This is a genomic window from Pseudoalteromonas sp. S1610 (assembly GCF_005887465.1).
Taxonomy (GTDB): Bacteria; Pseudomonadota; Gammaproteobacteria; order Enterobacterales; family Alteromonadaceae; genus Pseudoalteromonas; species Pseudoalteromonas undina.
In genome coordinates this window covers 261699-283981 of the sequence record NZ_PNDI01000010.1, presented here as the reverse complement: position 1 = coordinate 283981, position 22283 = coordinate 261699, and the positions used below count along the sequence as shown (strand labels likewise).

Below are 22283 nucleotides of genomic sequence, written 5' to 3'. Positions count from 1 at the left end.
TTAAAAAACCAGTTTGCATGGAACATCGAATAAAAACTTGTTATTTTTAGACACCCTCACCAAAAGTATATTTTATGAGCCGTTTAATTAGAGCCACTTCTTTACAAGGAATAGACCATTTAATTGCAGAACTTGGGGGAGGTTTCGCTGCCATAATGCAGCAGTGCGCCATTAATGTGGACTTTAATAAACTAGAGCAAGAGACCCTTACTTACCGCGCGTATGCACAGCTATTAGAGCATTGCGCCAATACACTGAATTGTCCAAATTTTGGTTTAAAACTAGCAAGCCTGCAAAGCTTTGATATTTTAGGCCATATTGCAATAGCCGCTCAAACAGGCACTAATTTAGCCGAGGCGCTAGATTGGGTGATAAAATATTTGCACTTACATACGCCAGCGCTTAATTTAACCACTCACCCACTTGATGATAATGAGCACGTGTTTTTATCATTCGCTATAAATCTCAGGCCATTACCGGCAATAAACCAAGTAATAGAGCTCACCATTGCATTGGCCATTGCCACTTTAAAAAATATAAGTAATGGCCGTTGTAAGCCACAAAGTGTATTTTTACCTCATACCCTAGGCGCAAATAAGCAGACCTACCACCAGCATTTTGGCTGTAAGGTTATTACTCATAGAAATAGCGCCGGTGTATTAATTGCCAAACAAGACTTAGATTTAACACTTAACGTAACTAAGCAACATAAAACCCAAGCAGCACTTAACTTTTTAGCTGAAAATAATGCTTATAGCCAATCTTTACCCGCTCAGGTAAGCGCGCTTATTCGCATTATGCTGCCGATATTTCAAAGCGCTAATAATACTATTGCCGCTGCGCTTAATATTCACCCTCGCACCTTGCACCGAGAACTTAAAAAGCACGATACCAGTTTTGTAAAGCTCAAAGACGCCACTCGCCGCGCCTTATGTGAGCACTATTTATTACAAAACCAATTGTCGGTGACTCAAATTTCAGAGCTTTTAGGTTATCAGGAGCAAGCCACATTATGTACTAGCATTAAACGTTGGTTTAATTGCTCTGCCCGCGCATTTAGAGCCAAACATTGTTAAACTGCGCCCTTGTTTAAAAACAGCAAAAGGCTAAACATGAATTTTGTAATTGTAGGTACTAATTTTATTAGCGACACCTTATTGGCAGCGGCTAATACACTAAGCAATTTTAATTTATACGGTATTTGCTCTCGCCAAATAAGCAGCGGCGAGCGCTTTTTAGCTAATCATCCAACAAATACCGATGCTAAAATTTTTACCTCTATTGATGCTGTGTGCCAAGATGAACAAGTAGACGTAGTTTATATAGCGGCGCCAAATAGCCTGCACAGTGCATATGCAATACAGTGTTTAAAAGCGGGCAAACACGTATTAGGCGAAAAGCCCTCAGCGGCTAATAGCAAGCAACTTGCGGCTATTTTAACTGCGGCAAAGCAACATCAGCGCCTTTACATGGAAGCGATGATGACAACGCACTTACCTAATTTTGCGCACTTACAAGCTGCCCTAAAAAAAATAGGCACACCACGTAAGTTTATTGGTCAATTTAGTCAGTATTCATCACGTTACGACAAGTATAAAAATGGTGAGCGCCCTAATACTTTTTTACCTGAATTTGCTAATGGTGCCTTACTAGATTTGGGTATTTACCCACTTTATCTCGTTATTGCATTATGGGGAGCACCACGCTCTGTTCACGCCAGCGGCGTATTACTTGAAAGTGGTGTAGATGGTGCAGGCGATGTGCTTTTAAATTATCCCGACAGACAAGCAGTGATCAGCTATTCGAAAATTTCACAAGGCGAAAATATCACTGAAATTCAGGGGGAATTAGGTCGAATTAGAATTGAAGCCGTGTCGCAGCTTAAAAAAATAGAGTTTATTGCTAACAATGGTCATAAAGAGCTTATCAGCACGGAATTTAACGAGCACTTTATGAAGTACGAACTCGAGAACTTTATCAATACCATTGAGCAAAATCAGGGGGAGTCTAGCGTTAATACTCATCAGCTTTCTGTCGATGTAATGCAAGTACTTGACACCGCACGCGCACAACTTGGTGTTGTTTACCCAGCAGATTTATCCTCTGAATAAAACAAAAACTACCGGCTAAGCGATAAGCGTATTTTATCGCTTGGCCTTTGAGCTCACTTTACTAAACACTGCTATTTTGAATTAAGCTTAAAAAGATCACAAAATTTGACTTACCTCTGAGATCAAAAGCAGGTAACATGCCGCCAAAATTCATCGCAATCTTTAAGGACATCCATGCAAAAATCAACCAAAGATCTATTACTGGCTATTTTATGCATATTGCTAGCAATGATGACGATTCAGTCAGGCGCGTCACTGGCTAAACAGCTTTTTCCTATTGTTGGACCTGAGGGCACAACAGCCTTACGTTTAGGGTTTTCGGCCGCTATTTTGTGTTTGATTTTTAAACCATGGAAACACTTCCCTGTTGCAAGCCAACGCTTACCCATATTAATTTATGGCTTAAGTTTAGGCGGCATGAATATTCTATTTTATTACGCGATAGAACGTATCCCATTAGGTATTGGGGTTGCGCTTGAATTTACAGGCCCATTAGCTGTCGCGTTGTTTTCTTCTCGCAGAAAACGTGACTTATTTTGGGTTGCCTGTGCAGTGGCCGGTATATTATTACTTTTACCTGATATGAAAGGTCAAGACAGCCTTGATCCAGTCGGTGTAGTGCTCGCACTTGCAGCGGGTGCCTGTTGGGCTGGCTATATTTTATTTGGTAAGAAAACAGGCAGCCAAAGCTCTGGTGGCGCAACGGTTGCGATGGGCATGACCATTTCAGCCATCGTGCTGGTGCCTTATGGCGGCATTTCACAAAGTGCTGCATTTACTTGGGATATTATTCCATTAGGTATTGCTATCGCCGTGCTTTCAAGCGCCCTGCCTTATACTCTTGAAATGATTACTTTACGTAATATGTCGCCACAAGGTTTTAGTATTGTAATGAGCCTAGAGCCTGCAATTGCAGCACTCGCTGGCTTAGTTATTTTAGGTGAACTGTTAAGCATTTGGCAGTGGCTGGCTATTTTACTGGTGATTATTGCCTCGGTAGGTAGTTCAATGTCTAATGGTAAAAAGCAGCCTGCTGGTTAGAGTTTAATAATTTAATTGCGTCATGAACTATCATGGCGCAACTTCTCATCTCCTATTTTACAACTCCCTCTTAGTATAACTAAGCCTACGTTTTATCTCTCCTTTCACACCATTCATTGTTGCACTTAAAACAATATATACCACTTGCGGTGTGTGCATTATTTATACAAACACCTTGTTATATTTAAACTTTAAATTTAAGTAAAAAACCACAACTTAATTTTTATTCTAAAAAAGTGAATTAAAATTCATGTTTTTATTTCCATCAACAAAACTCCCTGATATTATTAGCGCTCATTTATTAACGTACTAAATCTAACTGGGATCAATTTTTATGTTTAAACCAAGCCTGTTAACCTTGGCTGTATCAAGCGCACTGAGCGGTGTATTATTTAGCGGTAATGCAACAGCACAAGAGCAAATTATTGAAAAAAATAAATCGCTTGAAGTTATTGAGGTTACAGCAACACGCCGAAGTGGCTCTATTCAGGCTGCGCCTCTTAACATTACTGCGCTTGATGCCGATGTAATGAAAGACCAAAATATCAGCGAATTAGCCGATGTAGCGCGTTGGGTGCCAGGTTTAACAATTACTGATCAAGGTGGTCGCTCTGGCTCACCTATTATAGTTCGTGGATTAAATACAAATTCATCAGGCCCGTCATCAGATGGCGGCACGGTAGCCACTTACATTAACGAAATTCCAGTATCGGTAGATATGCGCCTTGTTGATGTAGAACGAGTAGAAGTACTTATTGGACCACAAGGCACATTGTATGGCGCAGGCACATTGGGTGGCGCTATTCGTTACATGCTTAAAGAGCCAGAGCTTGATTTTATATCAGGTGAAGTATTTGGTGATGTTTTTCAAACTCAAGAAAGTGATTCGGTCGGTGGCGAAGCCGGTTTTATCTTCAACTTACCATTAATTGAAGACAAACTGGCTGTACGTACCAGTTTAAATATTTATGAAGACCCAGGGTTTATAGACTACGCCTACACAGTTCGTGAACCAGGTGTGTCGATTACCGACCCTGATTGGACAAACCTTGATGCAGTAAACAGCAATCTTAAAAATGTAAAAGACGCCAACGGTGAAACCACCACAACTGGGCGTATTTCATTGCGTTACAAAGCAAATGAGTCATTTGAAGGCACATTAAACTACTTCTATCAAAAGCAAGACACCGAAGGCCGCTCAATTGTTCATCACAATAGCCTTAACGAAAATAATGGTTTAAATGATCGTATCGGCAAATACGAGTCAGCGTACCGTTTTGAAGAGCCACGGGAAAAAGAAGATCAATTACTGAGCCTCGAACTTAAAGCCGACTTAGGTTTTGCTGAGCTGGTATCAGCTACCGGTATTTCACACTTTGAAGCCGATGGTCAACGAGATCAAACTGACCTTTTAATTCGTTTAGACTATGGCTACGAAGAGTTTCCTTCGTTTTCGGCATTTACCCGTGAATTAGACGAAGTCGATACCTTTACTCAAGAGCTACGTTTGGTCTCACAAAGTGATAGCGATTTAAACTGGATTGTTGGTGGTTTTTACAATAAAACCGATACCGACGCATCAAGCAGAGAGTTTACGCCAGGCTTTGATCAGTTCGCGGTTGACAACTTTGGTGGCGCACAGCTAAGACCAGACTCTTTAGAATATTTAGAAATTACTGGTAGCAAAGTCACTGAATCAGCACTTTTTGGTGAAGTGGGTTACCAAGTAACCGATAAACTCGACATTACCATTGGCGCGCGCTTTTACGAATACGACGTAGAATCAAAAGCGGCTTTTGATTTCCCATTAGCAAATACCTTGTATGAAGGTGCTGCACCTGATGAAATTTCAGTTAACTTTGAAGAGAACGAAGCCGGTGACAACGGTAATCTGTTCAAATTTAATGCTAAATACCAATTTACAGATTCAGTAATGGCGTATGCAACTATAAGTGAAGGATTTAGAATTGGTGGCTCAAATGGCTTAGTGCCTTGCCCAACACCTCTACCTGAAGACCAACAAACAGGCTGTGGTACACCAGATGAAATGCTATACGATGCAGATACAACCACCAACTATGAGCTAGGCTTTAAAAGTACCTGGATGAGAAGCCAGCTACACTTTAATGCCGCACTATTCAATGTAGATTGGGATAACGCACAAATTGCCGGTGCAACAACAGTAGGCCAATTACCTTACTTATCAAATGCTGGTAGCGCAAATGCGAAAGGGATTGAAATTGCCACGCGTGCAATTTTATCAGACTCGTTTACTGCCTATGCAACTTATGCCTATACAAAAGCAGAGCTAACCTCAGACGCTCCGTATTTATTTAATGCCGATGGCACTAATGGTGCGGTAGATGGCGACCGTTTACCGGGCTCACCTGAGCACCAGTTCTCTATGGGGATTAACTACCAAACAGAAGTGTTTAACGACAAAACCCTTGATATTAACTATGGTTTAACCGCACAAAGTGATGTAATTTCAAAAGTAGGCCTACGTGACAACGGTGAAGCACTCCCAGGTTATAGCTTAAGTAATATTTCAGCTAAATTAACCGCCGATGCGTGGTCGACTACGTTATATGTAGATAACCTATTTAATAAATATGCGGTTACCTCTGTTCGTCGCTCAGATGCGGATATTACAACAGCCAATGGCGCAGACATACAACGTAACTATGGTTACTTTATTAATCGCCCGCTTACTGTTGGCATTAAATTTAACTATCAGTTTGAAATATAATTAAGCGACAAGTTTGAAATGTAATTAAACGATAAGTTTAAGTACAATCAAGAGGCTCAAATTAATTTTGAGCCTTTTTATTTGTAAGTACATTATTTATAAGAGTATTCATGCAGCCAAACTTAAAGCAACTACACCAAAGCGCTATAAACAGTCTAAACCAAGGCAATATTCAGCAAGCGCATAAAGCACTGGTTGAGCTAGTGACACAGCAGCCTGACTTTGCTGATGGCTACTTTTTGCTAGCTATGGTTAATTTACAGGTTGGCCAAATTTATAAAGCCATAAAGCTAATTGAAAAAGCATTAAGCTTTACCCAGTCTATTGAATATACAGCACAACTTGCCAAGTGTTACGCCCTTACCGGCGACTTACAAAAAGCAAAAAACACCGCCCTCAGCGTTAATATTGAACATATTAGTAAAGCACTTGATGCCGATACATTAGGCGTCGCGATCACCCAAGCGGGTTTACATCAGCATGCTGCTGACTACTTTACATGCGCGTTAAATTTAGCTGAGGCGAGTAACAGCAGCCAACCGCAGTTTTATTATAACTATGGAGTATGCGCTAAGTTTTTAGGCCAGTTTGATAAAGCACAGCAAGCGTTTGAAAATGCCATTGCACTGAACCCGCTTCATCATCAAAGTCATTTTGCCTTAGCCGATTTAACTAAAGTCACCGAACATAATAACCACATCACGCGATTAAAAAATGTATTCGAACAGGTCAATCATCCCGACGCTAAACTGCATATAGGTCATGCGCTGGCAAAAGAATATCAAGACTTAGGAGAGTTTTCAGCAGCCTTTACCGCGTTACAACAAGGTAAAGCAGCAAAACTCGCTAATAAGGCGTTTGATAACCAAGCGTCTGAGGCTTTATTTGCACATATAAAACAGCTCGGTGATAAATACAAAAACCAACAAACAGCTGGCAACCAAAGCAGTGAGCCAATTTTTGTATTAGGCATGCCGCGCTCTGGCACCACATTAGTTGAACGCATTTTATCAAGCCACACCGACGTACAATCGGCGGGCGAGCTGCAAGACTTTGGCCTAAGTGTAAAAAAACTTAGCCAAACGCACACGCCTCAAGTACTCGATATAGACACCTTAAGCCAAGCTTACCACCTTGATTTTGCAAAACTTGGCAGCACTTATCTTGAAGCAACCCGTGTTGTAACCGGCAGTCATAAACACTTTATTGATAAACTACCGTTTAACTTTTTTTATATTGATTTAATTACCAAAGCCCTACCAAACGCCAAAATAATTTGCCTACTTCGCGACCCCATGGACACCTGTATTGGTAACTATCGTCAGCTATTTACCATTAACAACCCCTACTACGCGTACTCGTTAGACTTACTCGACACCGCTAAATTTTACAGCAGTTTTTATAAACTGATGCAGCACTTTAGCGCCCTGCACAGCAATATTAAACTAGTAAAATACGAAGAACTCATCGCCGCACCAGAGCAAAAAATAAAAGAGTTAGTGAGCTATTGCGATTTAGACTGGCAACCACAGTGCCTTGATTTTCATTTAAACACCGCACCGGTATCAACCGCTAGCAAAATGCAAGTGCGCCAACCGCTTAACAACAAGGCCATAGGCCGCTGGAAGAATTTTAAGCCCCATACAGATGAAGCGCAGACCCATTTAGTTAATGAAGGAGTTATAGGTTTAATGAAATAACAACAAATGTTACGTGGACGGGTAGTTCATTGTGATTAATTTTAAAGTTACCGGATGGATATAAGTTTTTAGGCTCAATGTATTAAAGGTTTTTTCTCTGTTAACTTACCCTACTCCACTTAAGGAAAAACCCAACGCTACCATAAAAAACTAACAAAAAGTAATACACCAATTACAACAGCAGCTATAAATAAATATTTACCAAGCTTAGCATTGTGTTTAAGAGATTCTTGATGTTTAGCCTTAAGCATAAGTAATTGTGCTTCGTTTAAATCGGAACAATGCGTACATTTATCCAAAAACTCAGAATAATACAGTTCACACCTATCACATCGTTTTTGTTTAGGTTGCTTAGATCTCCATGATATGCTCATATCTAGAGACATTATAACCTCCACTCAAGAGTACCAGCGTACTCAACCTTAACCAGCCTACCATTTAATAACGCAGGCTTAAATCGCCATAGCTTTAAAGCCCGTAAACCTTCCTTTTCAAATACACCTTTTGGAGTAGGTTCAATTACTTCAACTCTTTCTAACGCTCCAACTTCATTCACTATTGCTTTGAATTTTAAGTAGCCCTCTACGCTATTTTTAGCTGCATCTTCAGGATATTTTGGTTCAATCTTCACAACCCATTTAGCAGGTGAATCTGTTTGCGCATTGATATACACAATACTTGAATTTGCCGCTTCATTAGTACTATTACAACCAACCAGTAAAAGGACTAAAAATATAGTTATGTACTTCAAAGACTACCCCTAAAAATATAGCTAAATAAAATGTACAACTGGTGGCTAAGTTTACTAAGGTGTGCAGCATCACGAAACAAGACCAACTATTATGCATTCAATAATTTATGGCCTTGTTATATGTACTATTGCATTAACAAATCAGATAAAAACTTTATACTATTTATTTCAACTTTACCGTCAGATGACTGCAAACCTAATTGAATATGAGCTAATCCTGTATCAAAGGTTACAGGTACCTGATAAACAGCATATGTCACACTTGAGCTACCAACTGGAGATAACGTTTTCCAATTTTGCAACTCTGCTTTACCGACTGATTGAAATACACCTAATTTAGCAACCTTTTTTACGTACAACTCCCATTGCTCTGAAGTTGCACTAGTGTAACCTTGTTCAGACATTAGCTCTTTAAAAGGAGTTACTTCCCACGTTGTTAACTTAGGGATTGCCTTTACAATAAAAGGCTCAAAGACGGCCTCTTTATCAACAGTATTTATGGATGCAACAACTCCAATACCAATGAAAAATATAACAACACTTAAAATTCCAAAACCTAGATATTTGAAGAATTTCTTCACCATAACTCCTTGTACATACAACCGCTTTATCAGTTAACACTTTCCACATTCCAGCGTGAAAATACCATTATTTTATTAACATATATTAATAACAAATAGTGTAAGTTATTACCAGCTATAAATTTTATGCTTAATGTAGGTTATTTCGCTATGTAAAAAAGGGAGGGTTTCTTTTTATTCTTACTAAGTTAAAAACGACTCACCTGAATGATCGTTCATCGCTCTTTGCCGAAGTATGCCTGTGTGCTATGAGAGGACATTGAGCACCATAGTCACTTGTTAGCATTAAAACTCTGATACTTATTCCGTGCGATAAAGAACCATACAGAAAAGCAGCCTGCGCATAAGTACCCGAAAAAAATCAAAAATGTAGCACTATTGATTTTTATACCTGTTGATACCGAGGCAACTAATAAGAGATTAGCTGTAAGCCCTGAGAATAGAATACCAACAAGTACATCATTAACGGGCTTTAAGTTTGACGCTGCTATAGAAACACCCAAAAAAGCAATTAAAAACCAATAATGGTTTTCATAAAATTCACCCTGAGATATCAGAATAAAGATCGCCACAACGGTATAAATTAAAAAATTAAGTAGCGATGTTATTTTCAATAGACTATCCAAATTAACTCCTTAATGCTAACGCTTGCCGTAAACGACACAAAATAGCAGGCTAAAATTAGCGACGAAGGAGCACAGCCTGCTATTTTGTGTCCTTTGTTTAACGGCCTTGTTAGCTTTCGCTTACACCAACTTGTTGTGCCACTTGACCTGTTAGGGAAAAATGAACCTCAATATCAGTTGGTTCAATATTTTCAATTTTATACTCACCACCCAACAGCCAAGGTTTTGTTAAGCTATAAATTTGGTTGTGTGATAATGATTTACCTGATTTTATTAAATCACCTACCATTTGAACTGCAAAGTATTCTATAACGAACTCTTTATTGGCTAACAACTCATTGAAGCCTTCAGGTGTCTCCGCTACTTGTGAGAACTCACCGCCTCCTGAGTCTAGCCACCAAACTTGGCCATTATTTATATTTTGAACAAATGCATCACCGGAAGCTGAAAGCAATATAGGTAAATATTCTCCATCCAATAACCACTCCCATTCAGGTAACAGAGAGTCTCGTTCAAGGTGCGAGAAATTTACCGTTAAGTCATTTAATGTCATCTGAACTTCCTAGAAAGCTAACGCCTCATTCAGAGGCAATAAAATAGTTGGTTAAAATAAGCGAGGCACGAGCAAAAACCAACTGTTTTTTGTCCTGCTGAAATGACTTGTTAGCACTTCAATTTACGCCGAGATAGAAGCACAAAGTCTCTATGTAATTCATAACATTCAGTAGCTAAATCATTTAACATTTTAAGCTTATCATCAACATGTTGAGGCCAGTCATCAGTTCCACGGTATGCATTTGGAATACATGTCAATATTGGACCTGAGCCAATAAAATGAGAACCACATGCTAGCTCATAAACAAACTTACGACATTTAGACCAAAGCTCTTTTTTTGGAGTTTCTAGTGCGGCATCTAAGAACTCTTTTTCTGCGGTATTCCATGTGTTCACAAATATATCTAATTGAGTCGTACCGTTTTCGTGGTAAGAATTACCAAAATCATGATCTCTAAGCAATTCAATTGATAAGGAGTCTGATGGGAAAACTGATAGAAATTCTTTGAACAAATCCCTATCCACTTCATTTAAGGCTTCTAATTCTTTTTGCTCTGTAACAGCCGTTTTGTATAAAAAGTAACGATTCACAATATTATGCACCAAGCCCAAAACCATAAGGCTTGTTCCTATAATGTAATCAGGTGAATCCGATTGAAGCTCTGCTAACGTGAAATATTGACCTGAATTTAAGTTAATAGTATCAACGAGCCAATTATAAAATAATTGTTTCAATACAACAGGTGTTAATAAGATGGTTCCACCAACTGAAATAACAAACCAAGTTATTTTGTTTGATAGATCAGGAAACAGCCATCTTTTGCCAATTTTAATCAGGAATTCTTTTACTTCTATTTGATTAAACACCGAAACTCCATTTTGATAGTGCTAACGCCTCATTCAGAGGCAATAAAATAGCTGGTTAAAATTAGCGAGGCACGAGCAAAAACCAGCTGTTTTTTGTCCTGCTGAAATGACTTGTTAGGCATATTTTACACTTAACTTTGACCAACTTTGATAAGTGCCAATTGAATATAACATACCGATACTTAAACATATTGCTGAACTTACAAGCCAAAATGTTATGCTATTTTCAGGAAACATAGACATTAATGCTACGAATAACACACCACGTAATACATAAATTAATGATATGAGAACTAAAGCAGTCCGTAAAAGTGGTAGCTTAGTGATTAATCTTGCACCAGACAGCCCGTAAACAGACCAAATTGAAAGAATTAAAACTAAAACAGATGTAACAATTGTAGGGTGAGAATCACCTGCTTCAGCCATCTTAGCCATTTGCTCCCCCGCACCGAAGAAGCGATACCAATCACCACCAAATATAATGCAGCCCAAATGAGCTAAAGCAGCAACTGCGCTGAATAATGCGCCTAGTATGAGAGGTTTATTCGGTCTTGAATCTAACACAATACTTCTTGTATATGCCTAACAATTTAATAGTGCGCTCATCGCGCATATTTCTGCCGACTTAACGCTCATTTACCTACTTTATATAGTTTTAGCAAATAACCTAAGACATTACTATCACTACGTTTTCTAAAATTTTTAGGTAGAGTTAAATGAACCAATATGCGCGCAGCGCTCATTTTCATGAATATATGAGCAAAGGGCTATTTAGCTAATTAATTAACGACGATTTTTTTTGCCAATCTCAATGCCCGGTTATCACTCATACCTACATGCTAAGTTTTGATCTAATAATCAAAACTCAGCACGTAAATTAAGGGTTATTGCTCATCGGCGTCGCGAATGCGTTCTTTACGCTCTTGCTCTTCATCAAAGGCGGCTTGAATTTCGTCAAGTACTGAGTCTACATCTGCAGCTTCGTTGTCGTCTTCAAATTCGCCACTGAGTTTTGAGTGCGGGGTTAAGTTAGCATCTGCAAACAATGCCCACATTTCTTTGGCGTATTGCGTGTGTAATAACGCCGGTGCAAATTGGCCATAATAACGGCGCATATTATTAACGTCGCGAGCAAACATGGCTTCGGCGCTATTATTAGCAGAGGCGTTAACCGCTTGGGGTAAATCAATAATTACTGGGCCGTTGCTATCTACAAGTACGTTAAATTCAGATAAGTCACCGTGAATAATCCCTGCGCACAGCATGAGCTTGATGTAATGCATCATTAATGTATGCTGCTCAATGGCTTGTTGCTCGGTTAAATCAACCGCGCCAAGTTGTGGTGCAACATCGCCTTCATCATCGCTTACAAGTTCCATTAGCAATACACCGTCAATGCACCCGTAAGTTTGCGGTACCCGAACACCTGCTGAGGATAAACGCGACAGCGCGTCAACCTCGGCATTTTGCCAAATTTCTTCTTCTAATTGACGGCCGTAACTTGAACGTTTACCCATAGCACGGGCTTGGCGGCCACCACGTACTTTTCGTCCTTCTTGGTACTGTGCAGCTTTTTTAAAACTGCGCTTACTGGCATCTTTGTATACTTTAGCGCAGCGAATGTCATCGCCACAGGCGATTACAAATACATCGGCCTCTTTACCGCTCATCAAACGGCTGATCACTTCATCAATAAAACCATCATCAACTAATGGCTGTAAGCGTTTAGGTATTTTCAAACGACACCTACTAAAAATACAGGGTTGGCTTTTTGTTTTGCTATGTGGTTCAAACGAGGCATACCTTTGGGGATTGAAGAAAGTTATAAATTATTAGTAAACTTTAAAGTTACATTTAATGACTAAATACGCTGCTAGAATAAGCGACTACACAGAAAAAGCCAACCGCCTTTTGTGCTTTTTAAGTATTATTGAACAAGAGCCTAGATAAAACCAAAAAACGAGTACGGTTTAGCGTACTCGTTTACTTTGTATTATTAAGTGTTTAGAACTGCCACACTAAAGACGCCCAATAACGGCGACCATCTTCAACATAGCCATACTCTTGCTCTGTGATCTCTTTATCAAGCAAGTTGTAAATTCCAGCACCGAGTTTAACGCTGTCACTTAGCTGATAATTAGCACCTAAATTGGCAATGGTATAATCAGGAGCAATTAAACTGCTTTGTGAAGGCCCTGTCGTTGGCTGGCTTTCTTCACCACGATATTGCACGCGTAACCATCCGCCTAACTTATCTGTTGGACGCCAATTTAAAGACGTTTGTAAACTATGTTTTGGTAGCTGATTAAGTGGGCTCCCCTTATATTCACCGGTTTTTTGCTCTGAGTCGGTGTAGGTATAACTGGCACTCACATCAATTTCAGTTGAAATATCGTAATCTACTGATAGCTCAATACCTTGGGTTATGGCTTCATCCACATTAATGTAGGTAGTTGGCATGGAACCGAACTGATTTGGGCCATCTGTGCACTGCGTTAATGGGCATGCTATACGGGTTATTTTGTCATCAAATTCATTATAAAAAACGGTTGTCGATATGCTTAAATCGCGTCCAGAATCATAGTAAACACCCATTTCATAGTTGACTGATTGCTCAGGCTTTAAGTCAGGGTTACCATAAATATTACCGCCACGACTCACTTGTCCCCATTGGGCGGTAGATTGGCGAATATTTGGCGCACGGAAACCCGTTGATATGCCGCCTTTGATGGTGATCGCTTTAGATGCGCTATAAACACCGTATAAACGTGGACTCCAATGACCGGCAAAATTGCCATCATGATCGTAACGTAGGCCTGCGGTGAGCTTAAAGTCATCCGTTGCTGCCCATTCGTTTTCACCAAAAACAGACCATTGCTCGTTTTCTACATGGGTTAAGTCGCTAATTTTATTACTTGTATAATCATCCAATGACTCTTTTAAATAGGTCGCACCAAACGTAGAGTTATGATCACTAAATAGCGGTAAACTCCAAGTTGTTTGAATGTCGGTATTTTCGACAAACATTTCACGTGAGTTATTATCAAACTTATCGTATTTAATGTAACTACGCGACGATCCAAAGTCATAAAAACCATTGTGTGACATAGAGTATGTTTGTTGCTCATACTCAGTAGTTGCTGATTCAGGGCAGCCACGTCGACCACAACTTTCTCCTGGAGCAAGCTCGGCAACTGTTTTGCCGAGGGTTTCATCTAATGTTTGTTTTGCCGAGCCAAGTTCAAACATTAATTCGTGACTATCATTAGGTGTTAATGTGAACTTAGCTTTTACGTTACTTTGTTCTTTGCCTCGAAATCCTGCAGTAAAATCATCTTCATTTCGCTTTGAAAATTGACCGTATAATTGCACGCCCAATAGATCTGGAATAATGCCACCAGAAGTGAAAAAGCTGGCTTGGTTTATATCACCTGACTGGCTTTGCTCTTGAATGGTGCTGTCTAAACGCAGTTCTCCATACCACTGCTCTGGCGCTTTACGGGTAATAATATTGATCACACCACCAATAGCATCAGAGCCATACAACGACGACATAGGGCCACGTATTACTTCAATACGTTCAATCGCTGAAATTGGCGGCGTCCAAGCACCTTCTACCCCCGGGCCATCACTATTTGGTCGTGTTTCTCTTGAACTTTGGCGTTGCCCATCAATTAAAATAAGCGTGTATTGGCTTGCCATACCACGCAAGCTAATATCTTTTCTGTCACCTCCGCCAGTCACTATTACACCCGGGATATCAGCCATTGCGTCGGTTAAGTCACGATAAAAGCGTTTTTCTAGCTGCGCTCTGTCGATAACACTAATACTTGCAGGTGCCTCTTTGAGCATTTGTTCGTAACCAGAAGCAGTGACAACCATTACTTCCATATCTTGTTTTTTTTCATCAGCAAAAGCAGGGTTAGCAATTGCAAAAGTACTTAAAATAAATGCAGTTACCGGCCTTAACTTACAACTTACCGTGTTCATGATATTTCTCCGTGACATTTAGCTTGTAAATGATAATAATTAGCGTTTGCGATAATAGTGAGAAGTTCCCTTTCTCACAACGTTATTTTTATTAAAGCTAATTTAAGTAAGGCTTAACGGTATGAGTGATAAGTTAACTAAAACCCTGAATATATTTGTTCGCACAGTACAAACGGGAAGTATGAGCAAAGCTGCCGCAGACCTTTTAATGACAACCTCTGCAATTAGTCAGCAAATAAAACAAATAGAGCAAGATGTAGGTTTGAGTTTATTTAATCGCAGCCCCCGAGAATTAACGCTTACCGAGGCCGGTGAGCTGTATTATCAAAGTTGTTTACAAATGCTTGCCGTTGCAACAGCTACATCAGAACAATTACAGCATTTACAAAATTGTCCGAGTGGGCAATTAAAACTAGCAGCCCCTGTCGGTTTTGGTGGTGGGTTACTAAGCGAGCCTGTAAAGCATTTAATTAACCAATTTAGTGATATAGATGTGCACTTAACGCTTTCTGACGAGCCGATTGATATGATCAGAACAGGTATAGATTTAGTGCTGGCGATTGGCCCTCTCGAAGACTCAAACTTAATTGCACGCCAGCTCGCTAGTTGGCCATTAATACTGTGTGTTCATAAAAATCATGCACTAGCACAGCAACCAAAAATCACACTGGATGTCCTAAAAGCACATAACCGCATTGCACATATAGCTGTTGATCCGGCGCTTACGCACCTTACCCGCGGTGAAAGCACAACACTACCAAAAGCGCGTATTGCCATTAATAATATGCAAACTGTGATTCAATTTGTTCTCGATGAGTTAGGCTATGCTATTTTGCCAGAGCCTGAAGTACGTAATTTTTTAGCTACAGGAGAACTTTTAGAAATATGCACTGATTGGCAGCTTCCCCATTACGATGTATTTGCTCTAACGCCTGCACGCGACACGTTAGCAGCAAAAACAAAAGCTGCAATTAAAGCACTTAACGCATCATTTTCAGCTATTTAAATAACCTAAGTTCAGGTTAAGGCTTGTTTATAGTTAACTAATTGCAAGCCAAACTCCTACTAGCACCATTAAACTTCCCGCAATACGATTCATCCACTTAATGTTATTGCCTTTGGTTAAAAATAACCGCAGGCTTTTGCCACCTGTTGCGTAAATCATCATACAGATAAACTCTGAGAGTAAAATAATGGCCACCAGCACCGCTAATTGCGGCGCAACACTGTATTGTACGTTAATAAAAGGAGGTAATAAGGAAATCATAAACGCCCATCCCTTTGGATTGGCAATGGCGGTTACAAACCCCTGTGAAAATAATGAATATCGGCTCACGGCTGTTGTGTTATGCGTATCAACCGACATTTTTCCTTTCGCACGCCACATATTAATGCCAATGTAGATTAAATAAGCGCCACCTAGCCATTTTAAAATATCAAATGCACTAGGGTAATTAAGCATTACACTGGCTACACCTAGCACCGCGGCTACCGCAACACTGGCGACACCGAGTAGTTCACCTATCATCATCCATAATGTTCGGCGAACGCCAATACTCATGCCTAAGGTCATGGCCAGTGTCATACACATACCGGGTGTAATTGATACAAAAAAGAAGGTAGGAATAAATACCGCAAGTGCAGCTACATCAATCATTTAAAGCTCGCAATAGGTTAAAAAAGTAGTGTTAATTTTGAATGAAAGGGTAAAGGAAAAAAGCCAAAGGTGAAATAGCTTCCGATAAATTAGAAGTAACAGCGTAGAGACTCGGGCTACGGGCAACGAGCTTAGCCCGAGGCTCTAGGCCCGAGACCCGTAGCTCGAAAGCCTTATTTTTTAAGTGCCGTGAGATTAAGAGTGGATCTTCTTGATCTCACGGCATAATACACTATTGAATCGGTTGTTCTTCCATATCAACTGGTTCAACGTTATCACTTAGCAAGTACTTATCAAGCCACTGCTCTTGCTCCCACAGTACATGTAATAAGCTTTTACGGGCACGGTAGCCGTGGGCTTCGTAAGGAAGCATCACTAAACGCGCTTCTTTACCCAAGCCTTTAAGTGCAGCATACATACGTTCACTTTGCATTGGGAAAGTTCCCGAATTCGGATCTTCTTGACCGTGGATCATTAACATAGGTTCGTTAATCTTCTCAGCATGGAAAAACGGCGACATGTTTGCGTACACACTTTGTGCTTGCCAAAAATCACGTTCTTCACCTTGAAAACCAAACGGCGTTAATGTGCGGTTATACGCACCACTTCGGGCAATACCAGCCTTAAATAAGTCGCTATGCGCTAATAAGTTAGCCACCATGAATGCACCGTAAGAGTGCCCTGCAATGGCGATATTATCTTTATCAGCAATACCCTTTTCAACCAGTACATCTACCGCTGCTTTGGCGCTAGAAACCAGCTGTTTTCTAAAGTGATCATTTGGCTCACTACCATCAACACCTACAATCGGCATTTTAGGATCGTCAAATACCGCAATTCCTTTAGCTAAATAAGGCATTGGGCCCCAGTAACCTATGTAGGTAAATTCGTATTCTGATTCGCGTACTTGTGAAGCAACCGCTTTATCTTTATATTCAAGTGGATATGCCCACATCAGAACAGGTAAAGGCCCTTGTGTTTTGTCATACCCTGGCGGTAAATAAAGCGTACCTGAAAGCTCAACACCGTCATCGCGGGTATAACGTAATTGCTCTTTAGTCACCCCTTTAAATGCTGGATACGGATGCTCAAATTGGGTCAGTTGCGTTAAGCTATCTTTATCTAAATCGCGAATAAAAAAGTTAGGCTGCTGCGTTTTAGATTCACGAATAATGATAATACGCTTACCTTCATCGTCTAATAAAGCTCGCACTCGCTCGTAGTAAGGTGCAGCCGATTGCCATACTCGCTTAGTGCTATTTGTTTTTACATCATATTGATCTAAAAATGGAATATTTCCTTGCTCAGATGCACCGTTTCCACGAAGGTAAATGTAACGTCCGCCTACGACTTTTATAACACGCGTGCCTAAGTCGTTTCGTTCATATATGGCACTACCTGGATCTTTATAGGCATCATTGTAGCTTCGCTCTGAAAATAACACGCGGTTACTATCAGCATTACGTGGTTGAATTACATAAGTGCGCACTTGTCGGTCACTAAAGCGCCAATCACTTAGCATGGCAATGTTGTCATTACCCCATTGTATGCCTGCAAAACGACGCTCTACTTTGGCAAATAATTTAGGGTCGCGTTTAAATGGTGCTCGTAAACTATAAAGGTAGTCATGATGCTCAACCTCAGTTTTCATATCGCCGCCATCTTGCGCTTCGGCCCAAATAACCTCCGCACCCTGATCGGCTCGCCACTCAAAATCACGACGACCAGTGCGAACACTGTCATACCCTTGTGGAATGTTGTCGGCAAGGGGTTGCTTTGCCAGCTCGACTAATGCATATCCACGCATTCCCCATATTTGCCATGTAGTTGCAAAACGGCTGTAAGGGACTTGATACGAAAATGGCTCGTCGATGGTCGCGACTAAAATATTGGTTGAATCAGGCGAAATTGAAAACGATTTAAATAAGCCAGCACGGCCAATTGGCTGTGCTTTACCATCAAGCGTGATATACGCTAATTGACCTTGACCATAAAATTTAAATTGTGCTTCATCAAATGGGCTGGTTAATAAGTTTTGATAAGTACGCGCTGGGGCTTTTTCACCGCTACTTTGTTGAATAACTGGTACTGTGCTTTGGGTATCATTGGTTAATCTGGGTTTGTCTAAGTTAACCGCTAAATTCGCCACAATCGCTGTGCTATCGGGTAACCACTGATAAGGTGTAGCGGTTAATACTGAATTTAGTGCAAACTCATTTAACTGCTTTGCTTGCTTGGTTTTAACGCTATAAACCCAAAGTCGTGCGTTATCCGGTTGTTCAACAATAAACGCTAAATACTCGCTATTTGCTGACCAGCGAGGAGAGCGAATGATCCCCTGCGGCAAATTATTTACGTTAACCACAGTACCACTTTCTACATGCTTAAGTTCTAAAGCACTGTATTTGGCACTTACCCGTGAGCGTGAAAAGTTAGCTGGGTTGAGCTTGATCCCCGCAAGCTTAAATTCTTCTTTTGCCAGCTCATCAAGCGACACAACACGCTTGCGTTCAAACAAAGCCAGCCACTGTCCATCACTTGATAAAGAACTAGTTGGTGCTAACTTAGCATCTACAAGTGAAGCAAGCGCTGGTGAAGGGGTTTGATATCCTTGCTCTGCATAACTTGCAGGCAATAAAACAATGCAGCCTACCAAGGCAATTAACAGCCTAAAAGCATTCATGTTTTCATCCTTTTTATTTTTGAATATTACCGGATATATAAACACGTTTTGCACCATTCATAAAGTGTTAAGCTAAGTAATGACTTAAGTAGCCTGAATACGCTAAAATACACGCCTATTTACTCAACGCTAAAATTGGTTGTTTATGTCCATTAATTTGCAGCATTTTAGTTTTTCGAAATCATACTCTGCTTTTTAAATACCGTTACAGCTTTTAAAAATATACCACTGTGTTTGAGTCTGTTTTTCCATCAAATAATTAGAGAATCTAGCCAATGAAAAAAGTGCTGGTAATTGGCTATGTATGGCCAGAGCCCAATTCATCTGCTGCAGGTACGCACATGATGTCGTTACTAAATGCGTTTAGGGCGCAAAACTGGGATGTTGAGTTCGCCACGCCCGCACTGCCTACCGAACACATGGTTGACCTTGCCGACTTTGGTATAACCAGCCAAAGCATCGCTCTTAACTGCGATAGTTTTGATGACTATGTTAAAGCTTACAACCCCGATTTAGTGATGTTCGATCGTTTTATGATGGAAGAGCAGTTTGGTTGGCGCGTAGATAAGCATTGTCCTAATGCACTTAAGATTTTAGATACCGAAGATTTACAGTGTTTGCGTAATGCACGCCATGAAGCGCATAAAGGTGAGCGCGAATTCAACCACAGCGATTTACTATCAGACATAGCTAAACGTGAAATAGCCGCTATTTTACGCTGCGATCTCAGCTTAATTATCTCAAGCTATGAGATGGAGCTACTCAATGAAGTGTTTAAAGTTGAGCCTAGTGTGTTACATCACTTACCTTTTATGGTTGATTTAACAGCCTTACCTGAGCAAACTAAATCGTATGAACAACGCCAACACTTTATGACCATTGGTAATTTCAGACATGCCCCAAACTGGGATGCGGTACTCTATTTACAAAAAATTTGGCCGCTTATCCGCAAACAACTACCGCAGGCAGAATTACATATTTATGGCTCTTATCCGCCACCAAAAGCCACCGCGCTTAATAATCCTAAAACCGGCTTTTTAATTAAAGGCTGGGCCGATGATGCGTATGAAGTAATGCAAAGTGCGCGTATTTGCTTAGCCCCTTTGCGTTTTGGGGCGGGTATTAAAGGTAAACTTTTAGAAGCCATGATCATGCAAACCCCAAGCATCACCACGCCTATTGGCAGCGAAGGTATGCACAGCACATTGCCGTGGCCAGGAGTGGTAACAGCAGATGCGCAAGCTTTTGCAGATGCCGCAGTCTCTTTATACAACAACGAGGCTAAATTTAGCGAAGCACAAGCCGCTGGCAACCTTCTGCTTAATACTCTGTATGACAAAGTACAGTTAAGTGCTCAATTAATTAAAAAAATTGACTCAATAAGCAGTAATTTAGATGCTCATCGGATGAAAAATTTCACGGGTCAAATGCTCAAACACCATACCATGCGCAGTACACAATATATGTCGCAGTGGATAGCAGAAAAAAATAAAAAATAACTTTAAAAATCACTAGACAGGCGGCGATTTGTGTTTAAAATCGCCGCAAATAAACTTGGGCAATTTTAGCATTATTGCCTATATTTTTAGCTTAGTTATTTAATAGTTGGTTCAAAACAAATTTGAAAGCCGCAACGTTTACTGAAAAACGCAAATTTATCGTTAAATTGGGCAAAATGCTCCATAAATACGGTACCCCTGCCTATCGCTTAGAAGCCCACTTAATGGAAGTGGCGACTTATCTAGATCTTAAATCTTCGTTTGTTATGTCGCCCACGTCGGTTACCTTTGTTATTTGGACCGATGGCCATGAAGATGAATATACCCATGTTGCCCGCGTTGACCCGGGCGATCACGATTTAGGTTCACTTGCCGATACCGATGACCTAGTTAATAAAATGCTCAATGATGAGCTCACGTTGCAAGAGGTTGATCAGCAACTTGATCTCATTTTTGATGCCCCAAACCCTTATAATAAAGTGCTGACAGGTGTTGCCTTTGCCACCTCTGGCGGCGCATTTGCAATGCTTATGGGCACCAGTTGGAATGATGTTCTGTGGTCTGGGTTATTAACCTTTATTGTATACTTATTTGTATTGTGGTCGGCCCGTTCGAAACGTGTGGCTCACATGCTTGAGCCATTAGTGGCAATAGTGTCGGCTATTCTTGCTTGTGCTATTAGCGTTCATTTAGATGCACAGATTAACATTCGATTAATTGTGCTTTCTGCCATTATTGTGTTTATACCCGGTTTAGCCCTTGCACTTGGCCTGGCTGAACTCGCAGCCAGACATTTAGTATCGGGCACAGCTCGCGTTATGGACTCATTTATGTTGCTGTTTAAGCTTTATTTTGGGGCTTTTATTGGTCTTGCTATTGGCTTTGCAGTCTTTGGGCAAACCGATTTCGTACAACCAGAGCCATTACCAAAGTGGACTGCATGGCTCGCTATTTTACTTTTATGTAGTAGCTTAATCGTTATTTTTAGAACTAAGCTTAAACATGCAATCTGGTCTATTGCCTCAGGCTTTATAGCTTATGGCACCAGTATTGGGCCTGCTATATATTTAGATTTAAATTACACGTTAGGCACCTTTATTGGTGCATTTTCAGTTGGTGTATTTAGCAACTTATTTAACCGTGTTGCCAATGCTCCGGCCTCTATTGTAGCTATGCAGGGATTAATTGTATTAGTGCCTGGGAGCAAAACGTATATTGGTTTAAACTCACTAATTGAAGGCCAAGACTTTGTTTATGCAGATCATATTGGTCAGCAAACGTTTTTAATTTTCATGTCGCTCGTGGCCGGACTTATTTTTGCAAACGTAGCGCTTCCTCCTAAAAAAAGTCTATAACATTAAGCGCGGTTTCACACCGCGCTATAGCATTATTGCCTTCATTAAACCCCCTCTTTTGAGGATTAATCGCATTTTTTAGTATATTAAGAACACCTTGCTATAATGGCTGAAATCT

18 protein-coding genes are annotated in these 22283 nt (G+C 40.4%); 8 read left to right on the top strand and 10 right to left on the bottom strand.

The window, feature by feature from the left end:
• The first annotated feature begins 74 nt into the window (after positions 1-74).
• From CWB77_RS05975 to CWB77_RS05955, 5 genes are all read left to right on the top strand, one after another.
• Positions 75-1076 (top strand): AraC family transcriptional regulator, encoded by a 1002-nt coding sequence (locus CWB77_RS05975; protein ID WP_138621817.1) that lies wholly within the window; start codon positions 75-77, stop codon positions 1074-1076.
• Positions 1077-1112: 36 nt separating this feature from the next.
• On the top strand, positions 1113-2111 hold the full coding sequence (locus CWB77_RS05970; RefSeq protein ID WP_138621815.1) for a Gfo/Idh/MocA family protein: 999 nt from the start codon (positions 1113-1115) through the stop codon (positions 2109-2111).
• A 174-nt stretch (positions 2112-2285) separates the two neighbouring features.
• Complete coding sequence (locus tag CWB77_RS05965) at positions 2286-3152, top strand: EamA family transporter (protein WP_075169974.1); 867 nt, start codon at positions 2286-2288, stop codon at positions 3150-3152.
• A 334-nt stretch (positions 3153-3486) separates the two neighbouring features.
• Positions 3487-5901, top strand: a complete 2415-nt coding sequence (locus CWB77_RS05960; protein WP_138621813.1) for a TonB-dependent receptor — start codon at positions 3487-3489, stop codon at positions 5899-5901.
• A 110-nt stretch (positions 5902-6011) separates the two neighbouring features.
• Complete coding sequence (locus tag CWB77_RS05955) at positions 6012-7601, top strand: tetratricopeptide repeat-containing sulfotransferase family protein (RefSeq protein ID WP_138621811.1); 1590 nt, start codon at positions 6012-6014, stop codon at positions 7599-7601.
• A gap of 137 nt (positions 7602-7738) precedes the next feature.
• Here CWB77_RS05955 and CWB77_RS05950 read toward each other — a convergent pair whose 3' ends face one another.
• The 8 genes from CWB77_RS05950 to CWB77_RS05915 all read right to left on the bottom strand — a co-directional run bounded on the left by CWB77_RS05950 (position 7739) and on the right by CWB77_RS05915 (position 14971).
• A complete protein-coding gene (locus CWB77_RS05950; RefSeq protein WP_109875164.1) occupies positions 7739-7987 on the bottom strand; it encodes a hypothetical protein in 249 nt (82 codons plus the stop codon).
• Positions 7987-8352, bottom strand: coding sequence for an energy transducer TonB (locus CWB77_RS05945; protein WP_171043254.1), 366 nt, complete (start codon positions 8350-8352; stop codon positions 7987-7989). The genes CWB77_RS05950 and CWB77_RS05945 overlap by 1 nt, the downstream gene beginning before the upstream one ends.
• Positions 8353-8477: 125 nt before the next feature.
• Positions 8478-8936, bottom strand: coding sequence for a hypothetical protein (locus tag CWB77_RS18590; RefSeq protein WP_010389244.1), 459 nt, complete (start codon positions 8934-8936; stop codon positions 8478-8480).
• Between the two features lie 732 nt (positions 8937-9668).
• Positions 9669-10112: a T6SS immunity protein Tdi1 domain-containing protein gene (locus CWB77_RS05935; protein ID WP_138621809.1), complete on the bottom strand. Its 444-nt coding sequence runs from the start codon at positions 10110-10112 to the stop codon at positions 9669-9671.
• 110 nt (positions 10113-10222) lie between these two features.
• Positions 10223-10981: a hypothetical protein gene (locus CWB77_RS05930; RefSeq protein WP_138621807.1), complete on the bottom strand. Its 759-nt coding sequence runs from the start codon at positions 10979-10981 to the stop codon at positions 10223-10225.
• 114 nt (positions 10982-11095) lie between these two features.
• The gene (locus tag CWB77_RS05925) at positions 11096-11545 is read right to left on the bottom strand and encodes a hypothetical protein (RefSeq protein WP_122974574.1); all 450 of its coding nucleotides are present in this window, start codon (positions 11543-11545) and stop codon (positions 11096-11098) included.
• A gap of 320 nt (positions 11546-11865) precedes the next feature.
• Positions 11866-12720: a PA4780 family RIO1-like protein kinase gene (locus CWB77_RS05920; RefSeq protein WP_138621805.1), complete on the bottom strand. Its 855-nt coding sequence runs from the start codon at positions 12718-12720 to the stop codon at positions 11866-11868.
• A 265-nt stretch (positions 12721-12985) separates the two neighbouring features.
• On the bottom strand, positions 12986-14971 hold the full coding sequence (locus CWB77_RS05915; protein WP_109875159.1) for a ligand-gated channel protein: 1986 nt from the start codon (positions 14969-14971) through the stop codon (positions 12986-12988).
• A gap of 121 nt (positions 14972-15092) precedes the next feature.
• Between CWB77_RS05915 and CWB77_RS05910 the strand changes: the two genes are divergently transcribed.
• The gene (locus CWB77_RS05910; protein WP_138621803.1) at positions 15093-15977 is read left to right on the top strand and encodes a LysR family transcriptional regulator; all 885 of its coding nucleotides are present in this window, start codon (positions 15093-15095) and stop codon (positions 15975-15977) included.
• 33 nt (positions 15978-16010) lie between these two features.
• Here CWB77_RS05910 and CWB77_RS05905 read toward each other — a convergent pair whose 3' ends face one another.
• Positions 16011-16628: a LysE family translocator gene (locus CWB77_RS05905; protein ID WP_138621801.1), complete on the bottom strand. Its 618-nt coding sequence runs from the start codon at positions 16626-16628 to the stop codon at positions 16011-16013.
• A gap of 232 nt (positions 16629-16860) precedes the next feature.
• On the bottom strand, positions 16861-19311 hold the full coding sequence (locus CWB77_RS05900; protein WP_138621799.1) for a S9 family peptidase: 2451 nt from the start codon (positions 19309-19311) through the stop codon (positions 16861-16863).
• Positions 19312-19586: 275 nt separating this feature from the next.
• On the opposite strand from CWB77_RS05900, the gene CWB77_RS05895 reads away from it, so the two are divergent.
• Together CWB77_RS05895 and CWB77_RS05890 are read left to right on the top strand one after the other, a co-directional pair.
• Entirely contained in the window at positions 19587-20810 is a 1224-nt protein-coding gene (locus tag CWB77_RS05895; protein ID WP_138621797.1) for a glycosyltransferase, read from the top strand.
• Positions 20811-20932: 122 nt separating this feature from the next.
• Positions 20933-22165 (top strand): threonine/serine exporter family protein, encoded by a 1233-nt coding sequence (locus CWB77_RS05890; protein ID WP_138621795.1) that lies wholly within the window; start codon positions 20933-20935, stop codon positions 22163-22165.
• The last annotated feature ends 118 nt before the right edge of the window (positions 22166-22283 follow it).

What these genes read in the sequence shown, in the direction of transcription:
- CWB77_RS05975 (WP_138621817.1), top strand. Translation starts at nt 75, where the DNA reads ATGAGCCGTTTAATTAGAGCCACTTCTTTACAAGGAATAGACCATTTA.
- CWB77_RS05970 (WP_138621815.1), top strand. Translation starts at nt 1,113, where the DNA reads ATGAATTTTGTAATTGTAGGTACTAATTTTATTAGCGACACCTTATTG.
- CWB77_RS05965 (WP_075169974.1), top strand. Translation starts at nt 2,286, where the DNA reads ATGCAAAAATCAACCAAAGATCTATTACTGGCTATTTTATGCATATTG.
- CWB77_RS05960 (WP_138621813.1), top strand. Translation starts at nt 3,487, where the DNA reads ATGTTTAAACCAAGCCTGTTAACCTTGGCTGTATCAAGCGCACTGAGC.
- CWB77_RS05955 (WP_138621811.1), top strand. Translation starts at nt 6,012, where the DNA reads ATGCAGCCAAACTTAAAGCAACTACACCAAAGCGCTATAAACAGTCTA.
- CWB77_RS05950 (WP_109875164.1), bottom strand. Translation starts at nt 7,987, where the DNA reads ATGTCTCTAGATATGAGCATATCATGGAGATCTAAGCAACCTAAACAA.
- CWB77_RS18590 (WP_010389244.1), bottom strand. Translation starts at nt 8,936, where the DNA reads ATGGTGAAGAAATTCTTCAAATATCTAGGTTTTGGAATTTTAAGTGTT.
- CWB77_RS05935 (WP_138621809.1), bottom strand. Translation starts at nt 10,112, where the DNA reads ATGACATTAAATGACTTAACGGTAAATTTCTCGCACCTTGAACGAGAC.
- CWB77_RS05915 (WP_109875159.1), bottom strand. Translation starts at nt 14,971, where the DNA reads ATGAACACGGTAAGTTGTAAGTTAAGGCCGGTAACTGCATTTATTTTA.
- CWB77_RS05910 (WP_138621803.1), top strand. Translation starts at nt 15,093, where the DNA reads ATGAGTGATAAGTTAACTAAAACCCTGAATATATTTGTTCGCACAGTA.
- CWB77_RS05905 (WP_138621801.1), bottom strand. Translation starts at nt 16,628, where the DNA reads ATGATTGATGTAGCTGCACTTGCGGTATTTATTCCTACCTTCTTTTTT.
- CWB77_RS05900 (WP_138621799.1), bottom strand. Translation starts at nt 19,311, where the DNA reads ATGAATGCTTTTAGGCTGTTAATTGCCTTGGTAGGCTGCATTGTTTTA.
- CWB77_RS05895 (WP_138621797.1), top strand. Translation starts at nt 19,587, where the DNA reads ATGAAAAAAGTGCTGGTAATTGGCTATGTATGGCCAGAGCCCAATTCA.